Source organism: Micromonospora maritima (assembly GCF_902825405.1).
GTDB classification, from domain to species: Bacteria; Actinomycetota; Actinomycetes; order Mycobacteriales; family Micromonosporaceae; genus Micromonospora; species Micromonospora maritima.
Map to the genome: position 1 here is coordinate 1 of NZ_CADEAU010000053.1, position 18,554 is coordinate 18,554.

The following is an 18,554-nucleotide window of genomic DNA, read 5'->3' on the forward strand; positions in this document are numbered from 1 at the left end:
GTCGGCGTAGTCGGCGTCGGAGAGGCCGGCCGGCGCGGGCGTCGGCCGGTCGGCCGCCGCCGTGCCCCAGCGGTGCCGGGGGTACGACCCGAGGAAGCGCACGTCGGCGCAGACCCGGCGCAGCCCGCGGAGCGCCTCGCCGAGGCGTACGTCGGCGACGTGCCCGGCGCAGTCGAGGAAGAACACGTAGCGGCCGAGCGCCTCCCCGGTCGGGCGGGACTCGATCCGGGTCAGGTTCACCCCGCGTACGGCCAGCTCCATGAGCACCCCGAGCAGCGCGCCCACCCGGTCGTGCGCGATGTAGACCGCCAGCGAGGTGAGGTCGTCCCCGGTGGGCGGCGGAGGCGGCCCGGGCCGGGAGACCAGCGCGAACCGGGTCACCGCGTCCGGGTGGTCGGCGATCTTCTCGGCGAGCACGGTGAGCCGGTGCCGGGCGGCGCCGATCGGGGCGCAGATCGCCGCGTCGTACTCGCCGCCCGCCGCGCCGGCCGCGGCGGCGCCGTTGGAGAGCACGTCGACCACGGTGGCGTCGGGCAGGTGGTCGCGGAGCCAGCCCCGGCACTGGGTGGACGCCTGCGGATGGGCTGCCACGCTGCGCACGTCGGCCGGTGTGACCCCGGGTCGGCCGGCGAGGACGAACTCCACCGGCAGGACCACCTCGCGGGTGATCACCAGCGGGTCCCCCTCGGCCAGCTCGTCGAGCGTGACGCCGACCGCGCCGCCGATCGAGTTCTCCAGCGGCACGAGGGCGGCGTCCGCCTCCCCGGCCCGTACGGCGTCCAGCGCCTCGCCCACGCTGCGGGCCGGCGTCCGGTCTCCCCGCTCGGCGGCGGGCACGGTGCGCAACGCCTGCTCGGCGAAGGTGCCCTCGGGGCCCAGGTAGACGAAGCGGGTCGGCGGTGTTCCCGGCATGGCGACCAGCCTACGCACCCGGGGTGCCGTCGCAGGCCAGGGTGCGGATGCCGGGGGGACCGGCGGCGCGCACCTCGATACTGCACACGTCGGTCCCGGCGGTGACCAGGACGGGTGCGCCGGACCTGCCGCGCGTGACCACCTGGAGTTCCTCGTGCCCGGTGACCGCCAGCACGGTGTAGTGCCAGCCCTCCGCGCAGAGCGGTCCGGTGCGGACGGTGACCCGCACGTTCCGGGGCAGCACCCCGGCGGAGCCGCGCAGCAGCGCCACGATGCGGTCGCCGGACGGCCTGCCCCGGCATCCGGTGGCGGTCGGGTCCGGTGCCCCGGTGGTGGGCGGCGGCGCGGCCGGGGTGACCGGCGTGGTCGGGGGCGCGCTCGGGGTGGGCGTGGTGGACGCCGAGGCGCGGGGGCCGCCACTGGCGGCGGGCTCGCGCAGCTCGGGCGGGGTGCCGCAGGCGGTGAGCGCGAGCAGGACGAGCAGCGTCACCGGTGCGGACCGGTGGCGGGGTGCGTTGCGGGGCACAGTGCAGTCCTCGACATCGAGGGGCGTCGACGCGGCCCGGGGGCCGAGCCCATCGTAGGAGGATCACCCGTCGCGGTGAAGCCCGGTGTTCAGACCACGGAGAAGAACGTGAGGGACCCGGCCACCGAGGCGCCGGTCAGCACCGGTGTGGAGATCGCGTCGACGGTCGTACCGGCGTCGGAGCCGGGCCGGCGGACCCGGAGCAGGCCCCGGGCGAGGCGACCGGAGTGCAGCGCGAGCAGCGGCGGGATCTTGTCGGTCTCCTGCTCGGTGAGCTCGCTCGGGCTGGCGGTGAAGTCGACCAGGCGCAGCCCGCCCTCCAGCAGCGGCAGGCCGATCACGTCTTCCGGGGCGCCCAGGCAGAGCAGGTCGCAGCCGGACGAGGAGATCGCCACCACGCAGGTGTCGGCGTCGATCAGCAGACACGGCTCAGCGGCCCGCGAGACGGTGCCGGACCACTGCCCGAAGTTGTCGGACTCCTGCTCGGCCGGTGCCTCCCCGAACACTTCCGAGAGTGAGAGCTCGACGTGGGCCACCGCGCCTCCTATGTACACCGACGGTCTGTCCACGCTAGCCGGTCGGCACGGCGGCCTTCCGGCCGCGCCGCGTTCCGGTCGCCGGCGCCGCCCGTGGTCGGGTGGCTCGGGACCGGGGGACAGGCGTCGGTGCGACGGGAGCCCCGGGGCCGGACGGCCGGCGACGACGCGGACCGACGGAACCGGTCGGGGCGGCGCCGTGGACCGCGTGGCGTCGTCGGAGACGTTACCGGCGGGCGGCCCGCTTGTCAGCGGCCGTTCGGCCCTCGTCATACCACCGGTAGTCGGCAGATGGACGGTACGTGCCGTTGAGCCACGTCGACGGCGCCTGGGCGACCCGGGACAGCTTCTCGGCGGTGGCCGGGCTGATCCGGTTGCCGGCGGCCACGAGCAGCCGGTCCAACTCCCGGTGGGTGGCCATCAGACAGTCCTTCGGCAGGCCGTAGACACTGATCACCCCGGAGCCGACGAACGTCAGCACCGGGGTGACCGGGATCGGCAGGCCGACGGCGTCGGAGAGCGCCTTGCTGGCCCGCTTGGCGTCCCGGCGTGCCTCCGCCACATAGGGCGGACGCTTGCCGTTGATCTGCACCACGTCGCCGGCGACGAGGACGCGGGCCCGGCCGTGGTCGGCGATGGTGACCGCGAAGAGCCCGCTCGGCCCGATGGCGAGGAACCCGGCCCGGTCGTCGTGGCCGTGGTCGAAGAGGGCGTCGGCCGGATCCGTCCGGGGCCACTCGATCACGTGCCACGCGGGGCCGAGGTGGTCGAGTTGCCCGAGCGCGCGGGCGCCGGCCGCTTCCAACCGGCGGGCACCCCGCTCGGCCCGACGGCGGCGCGCCCACTCCAGGGGTGTGGGTCGGGCCGGCTCGAGCACCGACGTGGCCTCGACCCGGGAGTGCGGCACCGCGCGGGGCGGCAGTGCCCGGCTCGGTACGGCTCGACGAGCGGGAAAGACAGTCATCGCGACCTCCGGCAAAAGGTCTCTCGAAGTTATGTCTCCACTACCCTACGTTGCACCCCGGGGGGCTCGGCAAGTTGGAGCGCCGGAGTGAGTGCGGATGAATGCCATATTCATTCACACTTCTTTTTCCGGATGGTGCGGAAGGCTGCCCTACGCTGCGAGGGTGACCCACTACGTGGACAGCGAAGTGGCCCGACTCGGCACGGTGCTGCTGCACCGCCCGGGACCGGAACTCGCCCGCCTCACCCCGCGCAACAACGACAGTCTTCTGTTCGACGCTATCCCATGGGTGGGACGGGCGCAGGAGGAGCACGACGCCTTCGCGGCCGCCCTGCGCTCGCGCGGGGTGGAGGTGCTCTACCTGGCCGACCTTCTTGCCGAGACGCTCGCCGTGCCGGACGCCCGGGCCGAGCTGACCGAGCAGGTGCTGCGGTCGCGCCGCCTCGGCGACACCCTCCGCCGCCGCGTCGCCGACCATCTGGCCTACCTCGATCCGGCCGCCCTGGCCGACGTCTTCGTCGCCGGGCTCGCCCACGAGGAGCTGCGCGTCGGCGCCGACCGGCCGGGCGGTCTGGTCTGGACGCTGATGGACCGGCACGACTTCGTCATCGACCCGCTGCCGAACCTGCTCTTCACCCGCGACTCGTCGGTGTGGATCGGCGACCGGGTCGGGGTCACCAGCCTGGCCATGCCGGCGCGCCGGCGGGAGACCACGCTCACCGACGCGATCTACCGCCACCACCCGCGCTTCGTCGGCACCGAGTTCGTCTACCACCCGCGGCTGGAGCACCTGGAGGGCGGGGACGTGCTGCTGCTCGCCCCCGGCGTGCTCGCCGTCGGCGTCGGCGAGCGCACCACCCCGGCCGGCGCGGAGCGGCTGGCCCGGCAGGTGTTCGCCGCCGGCCTGGCGCACACCATCCTGGTGGTGCCGATCGCCCAGGAACGCGCCACCATGCACCTGGACACCGTGTGCACGATGGTCGACGTGGACGCCGTGCTGATGTACCCGAACATCGCCAGCGAGCTGTCCGCGTACACGGTGATCGCCGGCGCGGACGGCGACGAGCCACGGGTCGACGGCCCGGCGCCGTTCCTGCGGGCCGCCGCCGACGCGATGGACCTGGACCAGCTCCGGGTGATCGACACCGGCCTGGACCCGGTCACCGCCGAGCGCGAGCAGTGGGACGACGGCAACAACACGCTCGCGCTCGCGCCGCGCCTCTGCGTGGGCTACGAACGCAACGTGGAGACGAACGCGCAGCTCGAGCGGGCCGGCATCGAGGTGATCGCCATCGCCGGCTCGGAGCTGGGCTCCGGCCGGGGCGGCCCCCGCTGCATGTCCTGCCCGCTGGTACGCGAGCCGCTGCGCGGGTGAGACCGGCCCGGCCGGAGCCGCTCAGCGCAGGGTCAACTGACGACCGAGCAGGCCCTGCCGGGCGCGGCGACCAGCCGCGTCCAGCGGCTCCCGCTCCGCCACCGCCTCGGCGTAGCGCTTGGCGAACTCGGCGACCGGCGCCTCCCACTCGGCGGCCGGGGTGTCCTCCGGGAGGTCCCAGACCGGCACCAGGCGGCCGTGCGCCCGGAACATGCCGGCGAACCGGGTGTCGTCGCCCAGCCGCAGCGAGCCGGCCGCGGCCAGCCGGGACAGCGCGTCCAGCGCCGCGTCCTCGTCCTCCGGCAGCACCCAGCGCACGTGGGCCTTCTCGGTGACCTGGCACCAGTACGCGGCCCGGGCCGCCGCCAGCTTGACCGTCGGATAGATCGCCGCGTTGGCCCGCTCCAGGGACGCCTGCACGTTCGGGTCGTCGGCGGCGCCCGGGTCGAGCCAGAACTCGAACCCGTCGTGCATGCTGATCTCCAACGGGCCGTCCACCAGGACGTCCTGGAGGCGCGGGCCCGGCCCGGGCAGCGGCGGCACGTCCACCTGGCCGCCCGGCTCGGTGCGCAGCGCGCTCAGCAGCGCGTCGGCCAGGTCCCGGGAGACGTCGCCGGACTGCTGGTGCCGCTGCAGGCCGATGAGGACCCGCCCGTCCGGCTTGGTCATCGCCGGGGCGGCCATCGGCAGGACGGTGGCCAGGGTGACCGGCCGGTCACCGTACTCCTCGACCAGTTCCGGGGTCAGCCGCAGCGGCGCGGACGCGGCCGGCACCAGTTCGCGGAGGGCGATCCACTCCGGCTCGTCGGCCAGACCCTCGAACGGTCGGGGCACGAAGACGTCGCGCACCTTCTCCCGCTTCGGGGTGGCATCTGCGGCCCGTTGGCTCTTTCGACGCTTGCTCACGGCCCCACAGCCTAGATGCCCACCGGGGCCCGCCGGGGGCGGACCCGCGTGCCCGACCGGCTCAGCCGGCGGCGACCAGGTCCGGTCGGTGCGACCCGGCCGGGTCGAACTCGGCCCAGACACTCTGCCCCAGGCCGTCCCGGTCGACGCCCCACCGGCTGGAGAGCCCGGAGACGATGTGCAGGCCGCGCCCGTCGACCGCGTCGGGGGAGGCGACCCGGATCCGCGGGCCGGCACCGGAGTCGCCGTCGGTCACCCGGAGCTGGACGCTCGGCCCCCGCTCGGTCGTCCGCAGCCGCCAGGCCACCCGCACCACCCCGCCGGGCAGCGGGTCGGCGTGCCGGACCGCGTTGCCGACCAGCTCGGCGAGGACCGCGACCAGGTCGGCCAGCAGGGCCGGCGGGACGAGACCGGACAGCTCGTCGGCGAGCCGGTGCCGGGCCAGGCGTGCGCCGGTCGCGTGGTGGGGCACCACCACGCACCACGATCGTTCGGCCGAACCCGTCGACACGTCGTTCCTTCCACCCCCGTGGGCGCCCGGGTCAACCCCGGGGCAGCCGCACCTCCGCGACCGTACCTCCACCGGCTCTGGGTCGGAGGGATACCCATCCATTCTGCTGTTCAACGATCTGGCGGACGAGATAGAGCCCCAACCCGGCCCCCGGATAGCGCCGGCGGTCACCGGACTCCCCCTGCCAGAACCGGTCGAAGGCGCGTTCCACGTGCTCCGGCCGGATGCCGATGCCCCGGTCGGCGACCCGGAACGACACGGTCCGCTCGTTCGCCTCGGCCCGGATCTCGATCGGGGTGTCCGGCAGCGAGTACTTCCCGGCGTTCGTGCCCAGCTCGGTCAGCACGGTGGCCAGGCTGTGCCGGTCGCCGAGGGCCTTCGGGAGGTCGGCCGGCAGGTCGAGCACGACCCGGTGCCGGATGTCCGCCGGCAGGTCGGCCACCGCCGCCCGGAGCGCGTCGACCAGGTCGAACGGGGCGGTCGGCTCGCCGCCGGAGCGGTGCTCGGTGGCGGCGGTCAGCAGCCGGTCGACCAGCCGGGCCAGCTCGTTGGCGCGCTGCCCGATGATCCGGGCGGCCTGCCGCCGGTCGTCGTCGCTGAGCGACTCCCAGTGGTCGGTGAGCGTGTCCGCGTACCCCTTGATCACGGTGACCGGGGTACGCAGCTCGTGGCTGGTCACCGCGACGAACAGGTCGCGGTCGTGGTCGCGCCGCTGCTGGTCGGTGATGTCGCGGAAGGTGACCACCCGCAGCGCGGTCGGGCCGGGCAGCTCGCCCGAGGTGATCCGCAGCCAGCGCCCGTCCGCGATCCGGTGGTCCAGCACCTGCCCGGGCGGGGGCAGCGGGAACGGCAGCGGCCGGCTCAGTGCCTCGTCCGCGGGCCGGCCGGTCACCTGGGCCGCGGCCGGGTTCCAGAGCCGGACGCGGTGGTCGCGGTCGACCACCGCCAGGCCGTCCGCGAGCGCCGCCACGACCGGGCCGTCGCCGTGCACCGGCAGGCCGGTCTGGTCGCCGTACATGTGCGCGATGCAGGCGGCCACGTAGCCGACGACGGCGCGCTGCGAGTCGTCCAGCGGCTCGCCGGCCGGGTAGAGGGCGTGCAGGCTGCCGACGGTCAGCCCACCGATCTCGGCGCGCGCCACGACCATCCGGCTCAGCCCCCGGCCGGCCACCTCGTCGGCGAGCGCGCCGGGGATCGCGTCCACCCGGACCTCCCGCACCGGTGGGCCGGCCAGGAGGCAGACGGTGGCCGGGTCGGTGGCCGGCAGCGGACGGCCGATCACGAACTCGGCCCTGCCGGTCGCCGCGATCACCCGCCCGCCGGCCGGGGTGAACTCCACGAAGACCAGGCCCGCCGCGCCGACCGCGGGCTCGACCTCGCGGAGCAGGCTGGTGAGCACGGCGAGGCCGGACTCGCCCGAGTTGATCATCTTGATCACGGTCGTGTGGCCGGCGATGAGGGCGGGGTAGTCGGTTCGCTCCGGCATGTCCCGAGTGTGCCGCGCCGTCCGCGCCGGGGACACCCCCGGCCGGGCGACCGTCCGCCGGACGGATCGACGACGCTCACCGGCCCAACCGGGCCAGGGTACGGGCGGGTCGGTCGGTGATCACCCCGTCCACCCCGGCGGCGAGCACGAGTTCCAGGTCCTCCGGCTCGTTCACGGTCCAGACGTAGACCGAGTTGCCGGCCGCCCGCAGCGCGGGGACCAGCTGCGGCCGGGCCCGCACCAGCTCCACGCCGGGACCGGCGATCCGGCTGCCGAAGGGCAGCCGGCCCAACCGCAGCCAGCGCGGCAGCACCTCCAGCAGCAGCACCGTGGGCAGCGCCGGGGCGAGGTCCCGGATCCGCCGCACGGCCAGCGGGGAGAACGACATCACGGTCACCTGGACCGGGTCGTCCGGACCGGGTTCGGTGAGGCCGTGGCGGCGCAGCAGGGCGACCAGTCGGCGCTCGACGTCGCCCCGGTGGCGCGACGGGTGCTTGGTCTCGATCAGCAGCCGGACCGGTCGCCCGGCGGAGAGCACCGCGTCGAGCAGCCGTTCCAGCGTGAGCAGCCGGGTGTGCGACTCGTCGAGCGGCGCGGCGCCCTTCGCCACCGCCGCGGCCGGGTGCCAGGAGCCGAAATCCAGCGCCTCCAGCTCGGCGAGCGTACGCGCGCTGACCAGTCCACGGCCGTTGCTGGTCCGGTCCAGTCGGCGGTCGTGCACGCACACCAGGTGCCCGTCGCGGGTCAGTCGGACGTCGCACTCCAGCCCGTCCGCACCCTCGTCGAGTGCCCGCAGGTAGGCGGCGAGGGTGTGTTCCGGCAGGTCGTACGAGGAGCCACGATGGGCGAAGACCAGGGGGGCGGTCATGGGCGGGTGGTGCCTCAGGCGACCCGGCCCGGCTGCCCGTCGTCGGTGACCACCGGGCGGCCGGCGGCGGCCCAGTCACCCATCCCGCCCTCGACGTTGCGCACCTGGTCCCAGCCGTTGCGGAGCAGGTAGCCGACGACCTGGCCGGACCGCCCGCCGGAGCGGCAGATCACCGCCACCTCACGGTCGTCGGGGATCTCGGCGAGCCGGGCCGGCAGCTCGGTCATCGGAAGGTGGTGGGCGGCCGGCGCGTGACCGGCGGCCCACTCGTCGTCCTCGCGGACGTCGAGCAGGTAGACGTCGTCGGGCACGGCCGACGCGGGAACGCTGGGAAGCTGGGCTCCGAACACGATTGCCAAGCCTAGCCGCCCGCACCCGTCAGAGCCGGGTGACCCAGCGGGAGTTGGCGCCCGCCCACTCCGGCACCCGCCGGTCGCGCAGCGCGGGGAAGAGCCCGTTGCCGCCGTTGTCCAGCACCACGTACGACACCTGGTCGATGGTCTGCGGGTAGGAGGGCACCCGGACGCCGCGCAGGGCGTCCGCGGGCAGGCCGCGGAGCGCGAACAGCAGTTCGTCCAGGGGTACGCCGTTGGTGTCCACGGTCAGCGCCCCACCGACCGTGCGCAGCACCCGGTCCAGCTTCACCGGGTCGGTGCGCAGGTGCGTCTCGCCGGCCCGGTCGAGCACGGCCCGCAGCATCTGCTGCTGGTGCCGTTGCCTGTCGAAGTCGCCGCCGGGCAGGTCGTAGCGCTGCCGGACGTAGTCCAGCGTGCGGGCTCCGTCCATCCGCTGGCAGCCGACGTCGAACTGGGTCTTCGTGTGGATCGAGCGGACCGGTGTGTCCACGCACATGGTGATGCCGCCGAGCTGGTCGATCACCTGCTTGAAGCCGGAGAAGTCGACGAGCGCGGCGCCGTCGAAGCGGATCCCGGTGAGCCGGGTGAGGGTGGCGCTGAGCAGCCGGGCCCCGCCCTCGCCCCCGCCGCCGTGCTCGTACGCGGCGTTGACCTTGTCCTGTCCGCCGGGGAAGCCGGGCGCCGCCGGGATGGCGACCAGCAGGTCGCGCGGGACGGAGATCAGGTAGGCCTGCCGCATCCCGGCCGGCACGTGCACGATCAGGATGCTGTCCGAGCGCTGGTCCTCGGGGTTCGCACCGGGCCGGTGGTCGGATCCGATCAGCAGGTAGTTGAGTGCGCCGTCCAGGTCCGTCCGCTTCTTCCGGGCACTCGGGTCGAGCAGTTGCTCCTTGGCCACCGTGCGGTCGTACCGGTGGGTGAGCCAGTTCAGCCCGGCGACGCCGAGCGCGGCGAGCAGGACCAGGGCGAGCCCGGCGCCGAGCAGGAACCGGGACCAGCGGGCCGGTCGGGCCGGCCCGCGTCGGTTCCGTGCTGGTCTGGACGTGACGATCCCCCCGTGGCCGCGACATGAGACCCGCTCACGTCAGGCTACGGGGGGATCGGCCGGCGGATGCCGGCTTCGGTCATTTCCGGGTGGAGAGGACCGTCGGGTTCGCCACGATGAAGTCGGCCAGCTTGTCGTTCTTGACCGCCTGGAACATGTCCATGGTCGTCGCGTTGAACGTCTCCCGGCCGTTGCCGTTGCCGGCGAACGTGCCGCCGTTGGTGCGCAGCGTGACCAGGTCGTTGCCGTTGAGGTTCTTCAGCGTGAAGATGAAGTCGGCGATCGGCACGCCGCCGGTGTCCAGGACGAACGCCTTGCCGGCGGCCTTCATCAGCGAGTTCAGCTTGATCGGGTTGGTCAGCATGCCGCCCTCGGTGGCCTTCTTGGCCATCGCCTTGATCAGCTGCTGCTGGTTCTGCTGCCGGTCGTAGTCGCTGTTCGGCAGGCCGTAACGCTGGCGGGAGTAGTCGAGCGCCTCCCAGCCCTCCATCTCCCGGCAGCCCTTCTTGTGCACCACGGGCTTGTAGGACTTGCCGGTCTTCTTCGCGTCCGCGTTCCACATCGGCTTGCCGTCGACCATCGACATGTGGTGCGACTTGACCTCGTGGCTGACGCAGATCCGCACGGTGCCCAGCGCGTCGATGACGTTCTTGAAGCCGCCGAAGTTGATGATCGCGGCGCCGTCGAAGCTGATCCCGGTCATCGACTTGATCGTCTTGGCCATCAGCTGGGCGCCGCCCTCCCAGCCGCCGCCGTTCTGCGCGCCGAAGAAGAACGCCGCATTGATCTTGTCGGTGCCGCCCTTGTAGCCGCTCTTCTCGAACGCCGGGATGCGCGCCTCGGTGTCCCGCGGGATCGAGATCAGGTACGCCTGGTCGTGGCTGGCCGGGATGTGCAGGATGATGATCGTGTCCGACCGCACGTCGTCGGCGGCCCAGCGCGCCCGGGCGTCGACGCCGAGCAGCAGCATGTCGATCGGGCCCTCCAGGCTGTTGCCGCCCTCGGCCTCGCTCTTGCCCGCCTCGCCGAGCAGGTTGCGCTGGGCGATGTTGTTGGTCGCCTGGCCGATCACGGCCTTGCTGCCGACGATCGCGACGCCGCTGGTCACCATCAGGACGGCGCCGAGCACCAGGGTGAGCTTGGCCCAGAGCGGGTCCCGGCGCTTGGTGCGCTTCTTCTTTCCGCCACCGGGTCCACGGCCACCGGGGCCGGGCTGTGTGGGGACGATCGGGGGAACCCGCCCGGATGATCCGGGCTCCAGTGAGTGCGGGCGGCGGCTGGTCTGGACCGACATGCGTGCTCCAGCTCGATGATCGGGGGCGGGACCACTTTACGTACCTGTTCCCGTTCTCGCGACCTCCTGAGGCGGCTATTCCCGTCAATACCGGCCGATCTCCCCGAGTTGTGGCCGAACGGGCGAGGGAGAGCGACCGGACGACGGTTGGCCGGCGCGGCGGTCACGGTGTGGTCATTCGCCCGCGCTCTTCTGGTTGGCCTGCATCCACTCGGCCATCTTGTCCCCGACGATGGCCTGGTACATCGCCAGTGCCTTCTCCCGGTCGGAGACCACCACCGACTGGCCGTCGATGGTCTGCCCGCCCAGGTTGGGGCTGGTGACGAACGTCAGGTTCTCGCCACGCAGACTGCGGAACTGCACCGCCATGTCGGTCAACGAGAATCCCTGGTCGACCGTGACGGCGGCGGTGACCGCCTTGAGGAAGTCGTTCAGCTTCTTCGGGTTGCTCAGCGTGCCGGTGCTCGCCGCCTTGTCCATCAGCGCCTTCAGGAACTCCTGCTGGTGCCGCATCCGGGCGAAGTCACCGTCGGGGAACTGCTTGCGCTGCCGGACCCAGTCCAGCGCCTCGGCGCCGTTCATGTGGTTCACGCCCTTGGTGAAGGTCCGGTACGGCTTGTGGATCGAGGTGATCGTCCGCTCCACCTTGAGGTCCACCCCGCCCAGGGCGTCCGTGACGTCCTTGAAGCCGGCGAAGTCGATCGCCATGACGTGGTCGATCCGTACGTCGGTGAAGCACTCCACGGTCTTGACCGCGAGCGGCAGTCCGCCGAACGCGAACGCCGCATTGATCTTGTTGCGGGAGCCGGAGTCGCAGGTCGCGCCCGCGTTCTCCGGGATCGGCACGTACAGGTCGCGCGGAATGGAGACCAGGTAGGCGCTCTTGTGGTCGGCCGGGATGTGCATGACGATCACGGTGTCCGCGCGCCACTTGCCGGCACCGTCGACCGGGGCGTCCGGATCCCGGGAGTCGCTGCCCACGAGCAGGATGTTCAGCGCGCCGTCGACCTGCTTCGCCGGCCGCCCGCCGGTGATCTCGGAGAACGGGTCGGTCCGGGCCAGGTCCCCGTCGAGGTTGCGGGCGTAGAGCCATGCGCCGACGCCGCCGAGCAGCGCCAGCACGAGCACCGCGATGCCGGCGACCAGGCCGATCCGGCCCCAACGGGGGCGGGGACCGCGTCGACCCGGCCCGCCCGGTCCGCCACCCGGTCCGCCCGGTCCGGTGGGCCCCACCGGTCCGCCAGGGCCGCCCGAGCGGGGCGCCTCGTCGGCCGAGGGGTACCAGCGGGCATCCGTGGCACGGGCGCGCGCGGCGGTGCCACGGCCGGGGCCGGGAACCTGGGCGCGGCCCGCACCGCGGTTCAGGGGACGCGGGAACGGAGCGCCGGCAGACGAGGTCGCTGACATGTAACCGAGGGTAGGTCGGCCCGGCCACCGTCGCCCTCAGGCGCGCACCTGTGTCAGCCGGCTGCCAGCCGGGTTCAGTACCCTAGCCGCCCGCGGAAGTACCCGATCGTGCGTCGGAGGCCGTCTTCGGGCGTCACGGTCGGCTCGTATCCCAGCAGCTCGCGGGCGAGCGTGAGATCGGGCCGGCGCATCTCCGGGTCGTCCGACGCGCGCGTGATGTAGCTCACCTCGGACGTGCTTCCGGTGAGTGACACGATCGTCTCGGCCAGTTGCCGCATCGACATCTCGTGCTCGGTGCCGCAGTTGATCGGGCCGGTCTCGGTCGAGTCGAGCAGCAGCAGGATGCCGCGCACCAGGTCGTCGACGTAGCAGATCGAGCGCGTCTGGTTGCCGGTGCCGTGCACCGTGATCGGCTCGCCGCGCAGCGCCTGGGAGATGAAGGTCGGGATGGCGCGGCCGTCGTCCGGACGCATCCGCGGGCCGTACGTGTTGAAGATCCGCACGATCGCGGTGTCGGTGCCCCGGCTGCGGTGGTAGGCCATGGTGGCCGCCTCCGAGAAGCGCTTCGCCTCGTCGTAGACGCTCCGGATGCCGATCGGGTTGACGTTGCCCCAGTACGTCTCGCGCTGCGGGTGCTCCTTCGGGTCCCCGTACGCCTCGGAGGTCGAGGCCATCAGGAACCGGGCGCCGTCGGCGGTGGCGCGCTCCAGCAACGCAAGCGTGGCCACCGAGCCGACCCGGAGGATCTCCACCGGCAGCTTCTCGAAGTCGGTGGGGCTGGCCGGTGACGCCATGTGCAGGATCGCGTCGAACCGCTCGGCCACCGCCGGGTGGTGGGTCGGCAGACCGTCCGAGATGTCCGCCTCGACCAGCGTGAAGGTCGGCTTCTCCAGCAGGTGGACCAGGTTGTCCTTGGAGCCGGTGACGAAGTTGTCCAGCACCACCACCGTGCAGCCGCGCTCGACCAGCCGGTCGACCAGGTGGGACGGGACGAAACCGGCGCCGCCGGTGACGAGGATGCGGTGTCCGGCACCGAAGCGGGGAGCGACCTTCATGCCGGCCAGCCTATACAGGTGCGGAGGGGCCCCCGCCCAGGACGGGGCCCCTCCGGTCCAGCATGTCGATCAGTGCGCGCCGGCACCGGTCAGCGAGCGCACCTCCAGTTCGGCGTACTTGTCGTCGTCGCTCTCCTTGGACAGGACCGTGCCGAGCCAGCCGCACAGGAAGCCGATCGGGATCGAGATGATGCCCGGGTTGGACAGCGGGAACCAGTGCCAGTCGTGGTCCGGGAACATGGCCGTCGGCGCCCCGGAGACGACCGGGGAGAAGAAGACCAGCAGCACCGCGGAGACGAGGCCGCCGTAGATCGCCCAGACCGCGCCGGAGGTGTTGAACCGCTTCCAGAACAGGCTGTAGAGAATCGCCGGCAGGTTGCCGGAGGCGGCGACCGCGAACGCCAACGCCACCAGGAACGCCACGTTCAGGCTCTGCGCGAAGATCGACAGGACGATCGACACGGCGCCGATCACCAGTGCGGAGATCCGGGCGACTGTCACCTCCTGTCGTTCCGACGCCTGACCGTTCTTCATCACGTTCGCGTAGAAGTCGTGCGCCAGGCTGGACGACGACGCCAGGGTCAGGCCGGCGACCACGGCGAGGATCGTGGCGAACGCGACCGCCGCGATGATCGCCAGCAGTGTCGCGCCGCCCAGGCTCCCGCCGAGGAAGTCCACGCCCAGCGCCTCGGCGAGCTGCGGCGCGGCCGTGTTGCCGGCCTTGTCCTGCGCGGTGATCGCCTGGCCGCCGACGATGGCCGCCGCGCCGAAGCCGAGGGCCAGCGTGAGCAGGTAGAAGCTGCCGATGATGCCGATCGCCCAGAGCACGCTCTTGCGGGCCGCCCGCGCGGTCGGCACGGTGTAGAAGCGGATCAGGATGTGCGGCAGGCCGGCCGTGCCGAGCACCAGCGCGATGCCCAGCGAGAGCAGGTCCATCTTGCTGTAGAACGTCTTCAGCGCGTCGCCCGGTGTCTCCACTCCGTAGCGCAACCCGGGTTCGAGGAACGCGGCCCCCTTGCCCGAGGCGTCGGCCGCGTCGCCGAGCAGCGAGGAGAGGTTGAACTTGTACTTGGCGAGCACCAGCAGCGTCATCACCAGCGCGCCGCTCATCAGCAGGAACGCCTTGACGATCTGCACGTAGGTGGTGCCCTTCATGCCGCCCACCGTGACGTAGATGATCATCAGGGCGCCGACCAGGATGATGGTGGCGACCTTCGCGGTGTCGGCGTCCATGCCGAGGAACGTGGTGCCGGGCTTGATGCCCAGCAGCAGGGCCACCAGCGCGCCGGCGCCGACCATCTGGGCCAGCAGGTAGAAGATCGACACGGTGATGGTGGAGACCGCCGCCGCGGTCCGGACCGGCCGCTGCCGCATCCGGAACGCCAGCACGTCCGCCATCGTGTAGCGGCCGGAGTTGCGCAGCAGCTCGGCCACGAGCAGCAGCGCCACCAGCCAGGCGACCAGGAAGCCGATCGAGTAGAGGAAGCCGTCGTACCCGTAGAGGGCGATGATGCCGGCGATGCCCAGGAAGGACGCCGCCGACATGTAGTCGCCGCCGATCGCCATGCCGTTCTGGAAGCCGGAGAACGACCGGCCGCCGGCGTAGAAGTCGGTGGCGGTCTTGGTCTGCCGGCTGGCCCAGACGGTGATCGCCAACGTGATCGCCACGAACACCAGGAACAGCGTGATGGTGAGGTTCCGGGCGGTGGTGCTGCCCGCCTCAGCCGCGAGGACCGTGTTCATGGGTCACCTCCCCCATCTCGGCCCGGATCCGGTCGGCGACCGGGTCGATCCGCCGGTTGGCGAACCGCGAGTAGAGCCAGGCGATGACGAACGTCGAGACGAACTGGAGCAGGCCGAAGACGAGGGCGACGTTGATGTTGCCGATCACCTTCGTGCCCATGAATCCCCGCGCGTACGCGGAGAGGATGACGTAGAGCGCGTACCACAGGAAGAACGCGACGGTCATCGGGAAGATGAAGCCGCGCAGCGCGCGCCGCAACCCGGCGAACTCGTCCGATCGTTGGACGGCGAGGTACCGGTCCGCCGTCGACTCGGAGGGTGCGGACGCGGGTGTGTCCGTGGACATCTGTGGATCACCACCTTCGCAGGCGTGGGGAATTTCCGCGCACGCTAGAGAGCGCGCTCCCCGCCCCGGAAGGCCCGGCCGACCCCCGGCAGACCCCTGCGCCGAACGGCACCCCCACTGCGCCGAGTGACCCACGTCACTCCGCTAACCGGTCCACCCCCTCCGCGTCGATCATGAAGTTGACGGCAGTGGGCGTCCGGTTTGTCACCGCCAGCCTCATGATCGACGGGTCAGTCGGTGAGTTCGCGGTAGCGGCCTCGGTAGTGCAGCAGGGGCGGGGTGTCCTGGGGGAGGTCGACCGCCTCGATGGTGGCCTCGACCAGGAGGCCCCAGCCGTACTCCCGGGCGGTGTCGAGCCGGCACCCGGCCCAGCCGCCGGCGTCCGCCGGCACCGGCCCGTACGGCGTGTCGGTCCACGCGTCGAGCGCGAACAGCCCGCCGGGCGACGGGAACAGGCCGGCGAACCGGTCGGCGAGTTGCCGGTGGTGCGGGCCCAGCGGCGTGACCGCGAACCGCCCGGCCTCCTCGGCCGCCGCCCACAGGTCCGACTCCGGGTCGACCAGGCCGAGCAGCCGGTCCGGCTCCCCCTCGGCCACAAGCGTGGACGAGACGGTCAGCCCGGCCGGGCCGGGCGCGGTCCAGAGCGTCACCGGGGCGGCCAGCCGCCCGCGCAGCCGGCGTACCGGCGAGCGCTGCCCGGCCGGCACCGCGAACGGATCGGTGTGGTGGATCTCGGCACCCGGCTCATGATTCACGTGAAACATTGTGCCGCCCCGGACCCGGGCCCAGCCGAGGAAGCGCTCGTGCAGATCCGTGGCGTCGCCGAGCTGCGTGTGCGCCCCCGTGAGCAACCCGAGTCGGGCCGGCCGCATCGGCAGGTGCGCCCGCCTCGACCAGATCTTGGAAGATACGGGCCCTTCCAGGGGCACTTTCCTTCCAAGATCTCCGCGTTCGTTCCGCATTGGACCTCCCGGGGGTGGTGCTGGTCCGGGACGGCAAGGACCCCTCCGGCCCGACCCCCGAGGCCTGGCGGCCCCTGGTCGCGCACCTGCGGCGGGCGAAGCTGGACTGATCGGCCTACCCTGCCGGCATGGCTCTCGTCCCACCGCAGAAGCTCGCCCAGGACCGGGTGGTCACCGCCGAGGCCGTCCTCGGCGGTCAGGTCGACCTGCGCGCCTACCCGTACCGGCACCTGATGGTCATCGCCCGGCACAAGTGGGGCAGCAGCGGGTTCCCGCCGCTCATGGAGGCGGTCGAGCACCTGTCGAACTACGGCTGGGAACTCGTCAACGTGCTCAGCGTCGGCGACGGCCACCACGTCTACGCGGCCGTGCGCCGCACCACCTGAGCGCGGGAGGCTCCGTGGCACTCCTGGAGATCGCCGTCACCACCATCGGCGGCGCGCTCTCGGCGACCGTCGGCGTGCTCGCCGGCGGGATGCTCACCCGCCGCGCCCAGGACCAGCACTGGCTACGGGACCGGCAGCTCGTGGCCTACCAGGACCTGCTGCGGGAGTACGCCACGTTCACGATGATCCTGCGCCGCGCCCACCTGGAGGGGAAGGGTTGGGACTACGACTGGGGGGCGTGGAGCGCCGCGCTGATGTCGGCCGGCCTCGTCGCCCCGCACTCGGTGGCCACCGAGATCGACAGGTTCGGTGCGGCGGTGCAGGGGTTCCTGGACGCCGCCGCCGGCGTGGACACGACCACCGCACCGCTGTCCCAGGAGCAGTTCGAGCGGGCGATGGCGGTGCCGGCCCGGGCGCAACTGGAGCTGGTCAACGCCATGCGGCGGTCGATGGGTCGCAACCAGCGGCCGCTGTCGGTGTGGTTGGGCGGAGCGAGTGGCCGCGCCCCCCACTGGCAGGACGGCGTCGTCAGCCCTCGCCGGCCCTGACCGGCCCCGGCCCCGGGTCGGCGAGCGCGCGCCGGGCGGCGGCCAGCACCTCCGGGTCGGTGCAGCCGGCCGCGTAGCCGGCGATCCGGCGGCGGATGTCCCGGCCGAGCAGCCAGACGCCGATCCGGTCGGCCACCGGGCGGAGGAACGCCGGCCGGCAGCGGAAGTTGTAGCGCCAGGTGGCGACCGTGGTGCCGGGGTCCGGCCCGGGCGCGAAGCGCCACCCGCCACCGAACCGCTCGAAGAACCACGGCCCCCGGACCATCTTCATGCCGACGTTCGTCGGCGGTGCCCAGGAGACGTACTCGCTGACCATGACCAGCCCGTGCCGGGACCGGGTGAACGTGCGCACGCCCCGGCCCGGCCGGGTCGCCCCGTCGACGAAGTGCTGCTCGCGGACGAACGGGTCCCAGCGGTAGCGGACCGGGGCGACGGTCTGCGAGACGGCGAACGCCAGGTCCGGCGGGACCGGAACCGTGGTGACCGCCTCGACGACGGGCATCAGCGCCTCGGGGTGACCGCGGCCAGCAGCTCCGGCTGCCGGCGGTCGAGCGCGTCCCCGGCCAGGTACGTGCCGAGCAGCGCCGCTCCCGCCCCGTACGCCAGGCCGAGCGGCAGTGCCAGCCAGAGCCAGACGTCGCCGAGCAGCGCGGCGGCCACCACGAACGGCACCGCCGCCACCGTCGAGGCGACCATGGAGAGCAGCGTGAACATGCTCTTCGCGATCCCCGCGCCGGTGTTCATGGCGAACGGGTTGCTCGTCTCCGGCAGCGAGTAGGCGCCGAGCACCGAGATGAACCCGTTGATCGCCAGCCCGCACCCGTACGCGGCGAACAGCCCGCCGGCCATCACGCCGAGCCACTCCGGGCGCCCCAGCACCAGGGCCAGCACGACCGCGACCACGACCAGGATCGGCACCACGTAGAGCGAGAACGCGACCATCCGGGCCCGCAGCTCCACCCGCCCCGGCACGCCGGCCACCACGTTCGCCGCGTAGCCGCTGCCGTCGAAACCGAACTGGTTGGCCAGCGTCACCGACGCGAGCACCCCGACGAAGACCATGGAGAGGCTGACCAGCGCCGGGCTGGCGTCGGCGGCGGCCTCGCCGAACGCCGCGCCGCCCTCGACGAGGGTGGAGCCGCCGAGGTTGACCATCACCGGCACGAACACGCCGACCACCGCGACCGTGATCAGGTTGGCCCGCCGCCGGGCGTCCCGCCACCAGTAGCGGCACTCCCGGGCGACAAGCGCGCCGAACCGGTCCCGCCGGGTCCAGCCGACCGCGCGGGGGAAGAGCTGCGCGACCGCGCCGCCGACCGCACCCCGCG

21 protein-coding genes and 1 pseudogene are annotated in these 18,554 nt (G+C 72.8%); 4 read left to right on the forward strand and 18 right to left on the reverse strand.

The genetic code is table 11. From position 1 onward, the window contains the following. From pheA to HUW36_RS08380, 4 genes are all read right to left on the reverse strand, one after another. Positions 1 to 912: prephenate dehydratase (gene pheA / locus HUW36_RS08365; RefSeq protein WP_174527596.1), on the reverse strand; the 912-nt coding region annotated here is incomplete at its 3' end. 10 nt (positions 913 to 922) lie between these two features. Next, on the reverse strand, positions 923 to 1,438 hold the full coding sequence (locus HUW36_RS08370) for a hypothetical protein (RefSeq protein WP_425487225.1): 516 nt from the start codon (positions 1,436 to 1,438) through the stop codon (positions 923 to 925). Positions 1,439 to 1,527: 89 nt separating this feature from the next. Continuing rightward, complete coding sequence (locus HUW36_RS08375; RefSeq protein ID WP_174527597.1) at positions 1,528 to 1,974, reverse strand: hypothetical protein; 447 nt, start codon at positions 1,972 to 1,974, stop codon at positions 1,528 to 1,530. A 226-nt stretch (positions 1,975 to 2,200) separates the two neighbouring features. Beyond that, positions 2,201 to 2,938 carry a hypothetical protein gene (locus HUW36_RS08380; protein WP_174527598.1) on the reverse strand — a complete coding sequence of 246 codons (738 nt, stop codon included), beginning with the start codon at positions 2,936 to 2,938 and terminating at the stop codon, positions 2,201 to 2,203. Positions 2,939 to 3,101: 163 nt separating this feature from the next. Here HUW36_RS08380 and HUW36_RS08385 point away from each other — a divergent pair, with 163 nt between their 5' ends. Next, complete coding sequence (locus tag HUW36_RS08385; RefSeq protein WP_091567945.1) at positions 3,102 to 4,313, forward strand: arginine deiminase; 1,212 nt, start codon at positions 3,102 to 3,104, stop codon at positions 4,311 to 4,313. A 21-nt stretch (positions 4,314 to 4,334) separates the two neighbouring features. Here HUW36_RS08385 and HUW36_RS08390 read toward each other — a convergent pair whose 3' ends face one another. The 12 genes from HUW36_RS08390 to HUW36_RS08445 all read right to left on the reverse strand — a co-directional run bounded on the left by HUW36_RS08390 (position 4,335) and on the right by HUW36_RS08445 (position 16,202). Then, positions 4,335 to 5,219 carry a DUF5926 family protein gene (locus HUW36_RS08390; RefSeq protein ID WP_174527599.1) on the reverse strand — a complete coding sequence of 295 codons (885 nt, stop codon included), beginning with the start codon at positions 5,217 to 5,219 and terminating at the stop codon, positions 4,335 to 4,337. 61 nt (positions 5,220 to 5,280) lie between these two features. Then, positions 5,281 to 5,697 (reverse strand): ATP-binding protein, encoded by a 417-nt coding sequence (locus HUW36_RS08395; RefSeq protein WP_246247987.1) that lies wholly within the window; start codon positions 5,695 to 5,697, stop codon positions 5,281 to 5,283. A 64-nt stretch (positions 5,698 to 5,761) separates the two neighbouring features. Next, positions 5,762 to 7,216, reverse strand: coding sequence for a sensor histidine kinase (locus tag HUW36_RS08400; RefSeq protein WP_174527601.1), 1,455 nt, complete (start codon positions 7,214 to 7,216; stop codon positions 5,762 to 5,764). Positions 7,217 to 7,292: 76 nt separating this feature from the next. Beyond that, complete coding sequence (locus tag HUW36_RS08405; protein ID WP_174527602.1) at positions 7,293 to 8,084, reverse strand: glycerophosphodiester phosphodiesterase; 792 nt, start codon at positions 8,082 to 8,084, stop codon at positions 7,293 to 7,295. A 14-nt stretch (positions 8,085 to 8,098) separates the two neighbouring features. Continuing rightward, on the reverse strand, positions 8,099 to 8,434 hold the full coding sequence (locus tag HUW36_RS08410) for a rhodanese-like domain-containing protein (protein ID WP_091567965.1): 336 nt from the start codon (positions 8,432 to 8,434) through the stop codon (positions 8,099 to 8,101). A gap of 28 nt (positions 8,435 to 8,462) precedes the next feature. Continuing rightward, complete coding sequence (locus HUW36_RS08415) at positions 8,463 to 9,338, reverse strand: LCP family protein (protein WP_484502583.1); 876 nt, start codon at positions 9,336 to 9,338, stop codon at positions 8,463 to 8,465. Positions 9,339 to 9,564: 226 nt separating this feature from the next. After that, positions 9,565 to 10,779: an LCP family protein gene (locus HUW36_RS08420; RefSeq protein ID WP_174527603.1), complete on the reverse strand. Its 1,215-nt coding sequence runs from the start codon at positions 10,777 to 10,779 to the stop codon at positions 9,565 to 9,567. 174 nt (positions 10,780 to 10,953) lie between these two features. Next, positions 10,954 to 12,186: an LCP family protein gene (locus HUW36_RS08425; protein ID WP_174527604.1), complete on the reverse strand. Its 1,233-nt coding sequence runs from the start codon at positions 12,184 to 12,186 to the stop codon at positions 10,954 to 10,956. Positions 12,187 to 12,260: 74 nt separating this feature from the next. Beyond that, positions 12,261 to 13,241: an NAD-dependent epimerase/dehydratase family protein gene (locus HUW36_RS08430; RefSeq protein ID WP_174527605.1), complete on the reverse strand. Its 981-nt coding sequence runs from the start codon at positions 13,239 to 13,241 to the stop codon at positions 12,261 to 12,263. A 69-nt stretch (positions 13,242 to 13,310) separates the two neighbouring features. Further along, positions 13,311 to 14,984 (reverse strand): solute symporter family protein, encoded by a 1,674-nt coding sequence (locus tag HUW36_RS08435; RefSeq protein WP_174527606.1) that lies wholly within the window; start codon positions 14,982 to 14,984, stop codon positions 13,311 to 13,313. Continuing rightward, the gene (locus HUW36_RS08440) at positions 14,962 to 15,330 is read right to left on the reverse strand and encodes a DUF485 domain-containing protein (RefSeq protein WP_174527607.1); all 369 of its coding nucleotides are present in this window, start codon (positions 15,328 to 15,330) and stop codon (positions 14,962 to 14,964) included. Before HUW36_RS08440 ends, HUW36_RS08435 begins: the two co-directional genes overlap by 23 nt. Positions 15,331 to 15,560: 230 nt before the next feature. Further along, a complete protein-coding gene (locus tag HUW36_RS08445) occupies positions 15,561 to 16,202 on the reverse strand; it encodes a flavin reductase family protein (protein ID WP_343044301.1) in 642 nt (213 codons plus the stop codon). Positions 16,203 to 16,291: 89 nt separating this feature from the next. Here HUW36_RS08445 and HUW36_RS08450 point away from each other — a divergent pair, with 89 nt between their 5' ends. The 3 genes from HUW36_RS08450 to HUW36_RS08460 are packed head-to-tail and all read left to right on the forward strand — an operon-like array spanning position 16,292 to position 17,226. Continuing rightward, the gene (locus HUW36_RS08450) at positions 16,292 to 16,402 is read left to right on the forward strand and encodes a DUF397 domain-containing protein (protein WP_174527608.1); all 111 of its coding nucleotides are present in this window, start codon (positions 16,292 to 16,294) and stop codon (positions 16,400 to 16,402) included. Positions 16,403 to 16,420: 18 nt separating this feature from the next. Further along, positions 16,421 to 16,678 carry a hypothetical protein gene (locus HUW36_RS08455; RefSeq protein WP_174527609.1) on the forward strand — a complete coding sequence of 86 codons (258 nt, stop codon included), beginning with the start codon at positions 16,421 to 16,423 and terminating at the stop codon, positions 16,676 to 16,678. A 14-nt stretch (positions 16,679 to 16,692) separates the two neighbouring features. Further along, positions 16,693 to 17,226, forward strand: coding sequence for a hypothetical protein (locus HUW36_RS08460; protein ID WP_174527610.1), 534 nt, complete (start codon positions 16,693 to 16,695; stop codon positions 17,224 to 17,226). Here HUW36_RS08460 and HUW36_RS08465 read toward each other — a convergent pair. Both HUW36_RS08465 and HUW36_RS08470 read right to left on the reverse strand, forming a co-directional pair. Then, positions 17,207 to 17,728, reverse strand: coding sequence for an SRPBCC family protein (locus HUW36_RS08465; RefSeq protein WP_174527611.1), 522 nt, complete (start codon positions 17,726 to 17,728; stop codon positions 17,207 to 17,209). The two genes, HUW36_RS08460 and HUW36_RS08465, sit on opposite strands and share 20 nt — an antisense overlap. Continuing rightward, positions 17,728 to 18,554: pseudogene (locus HUW36_RS08470) on the reverse strand (ABC transporter permease); the annotation flags it as partial. The gene HUW36_RS08465 and the pseudogene HUW36_RS08470, both read right to left, overlap by 1 nt.

Excerpts from the sequence above, each read along its gene's own strand:
- HUW36_RS08380 (WP_174527598.1), bottom strand. The coding sequence starts at position 2,938 with ATGACTGTCTTTCCCGCTCGTCGAGCCGTACCGAGCCGGGCACTGCCG.
- HUW36_RS08400 (WP_174527601.1), bottom strand. The coding sequence starts at position 7,216 with ATGCCGGAGCGAACCGACTACCCCGCCCTCATCGCCGGCCACACGACC.
- HUW36_RS08405 (WP_174527602.1), bottom strand. The coding sequence starts at position 8,084 with ATGACCGCCCCCCTGGTCTTCGCCCATCGTGGCTCCTCGTACGACCTG.
- HUW36_RS08420 (WP_174527603.1), bottom strand. The coding sequence starts at position 10,779 with ATGTCGGTCCAGACCAGCCGCCGCCCGCACTCACTGGAGCCCGGATCA.
- HUW36_RS08425 (WP_174527604.1), bottom strand. The coding sequence starts at position 12,186 with ATGTCAGCGACCTCGTCTGCCGGCGCTCCGTTCCCGCGTCCCCTGAAC.
- HUW36_RS08430 (WP_174527605.1), bottom strand. The coding sequence starts at position 13,241 with ATGAAGGTCGCTCCCCGCTTCGGTGCCGGACACCGCATCCTCGTCACC.
- HUW36_RS08435 (WP_174527606.1), bottom strand. The coding sequence starts at position 14,984 with ATGAACACGGTCCTCGCGGCTGAGGCGGGCAGCACCACCGCCCGGAAC.
- HUW36_RS08440 (WP_174527607.1), bottom strand. The coding sequence starts at position 15,330 with ATGTCCACGGACACACCCGCGTCCGCACCCTCCGAGTCGACGGCGGAC.
- HUW36_RS08445 (WP_343044301.1), bottom strand. The coding sequence starts at position 16,202 with ATGCGGCCGGCCCGACTCGGGTTGCTCACGGGGGCGCACACGCAGCTC.
- HUW36_RS08455 (WP_174527609.1), top strand. The coding sequence starts at position 16,421 with ATGGCTCTCGTCCCACCGCAGAAGCTCGCCCAGGACCGGGTGGTCACC.
- HUW36_RS08465 (WP_174527611.1), bottom strand. The coding sequence starts at position 17,728 with ATGCCCGTCGTCGAGGCGGTCACCACGGTTCCGGTCCCGCCGGACCTG.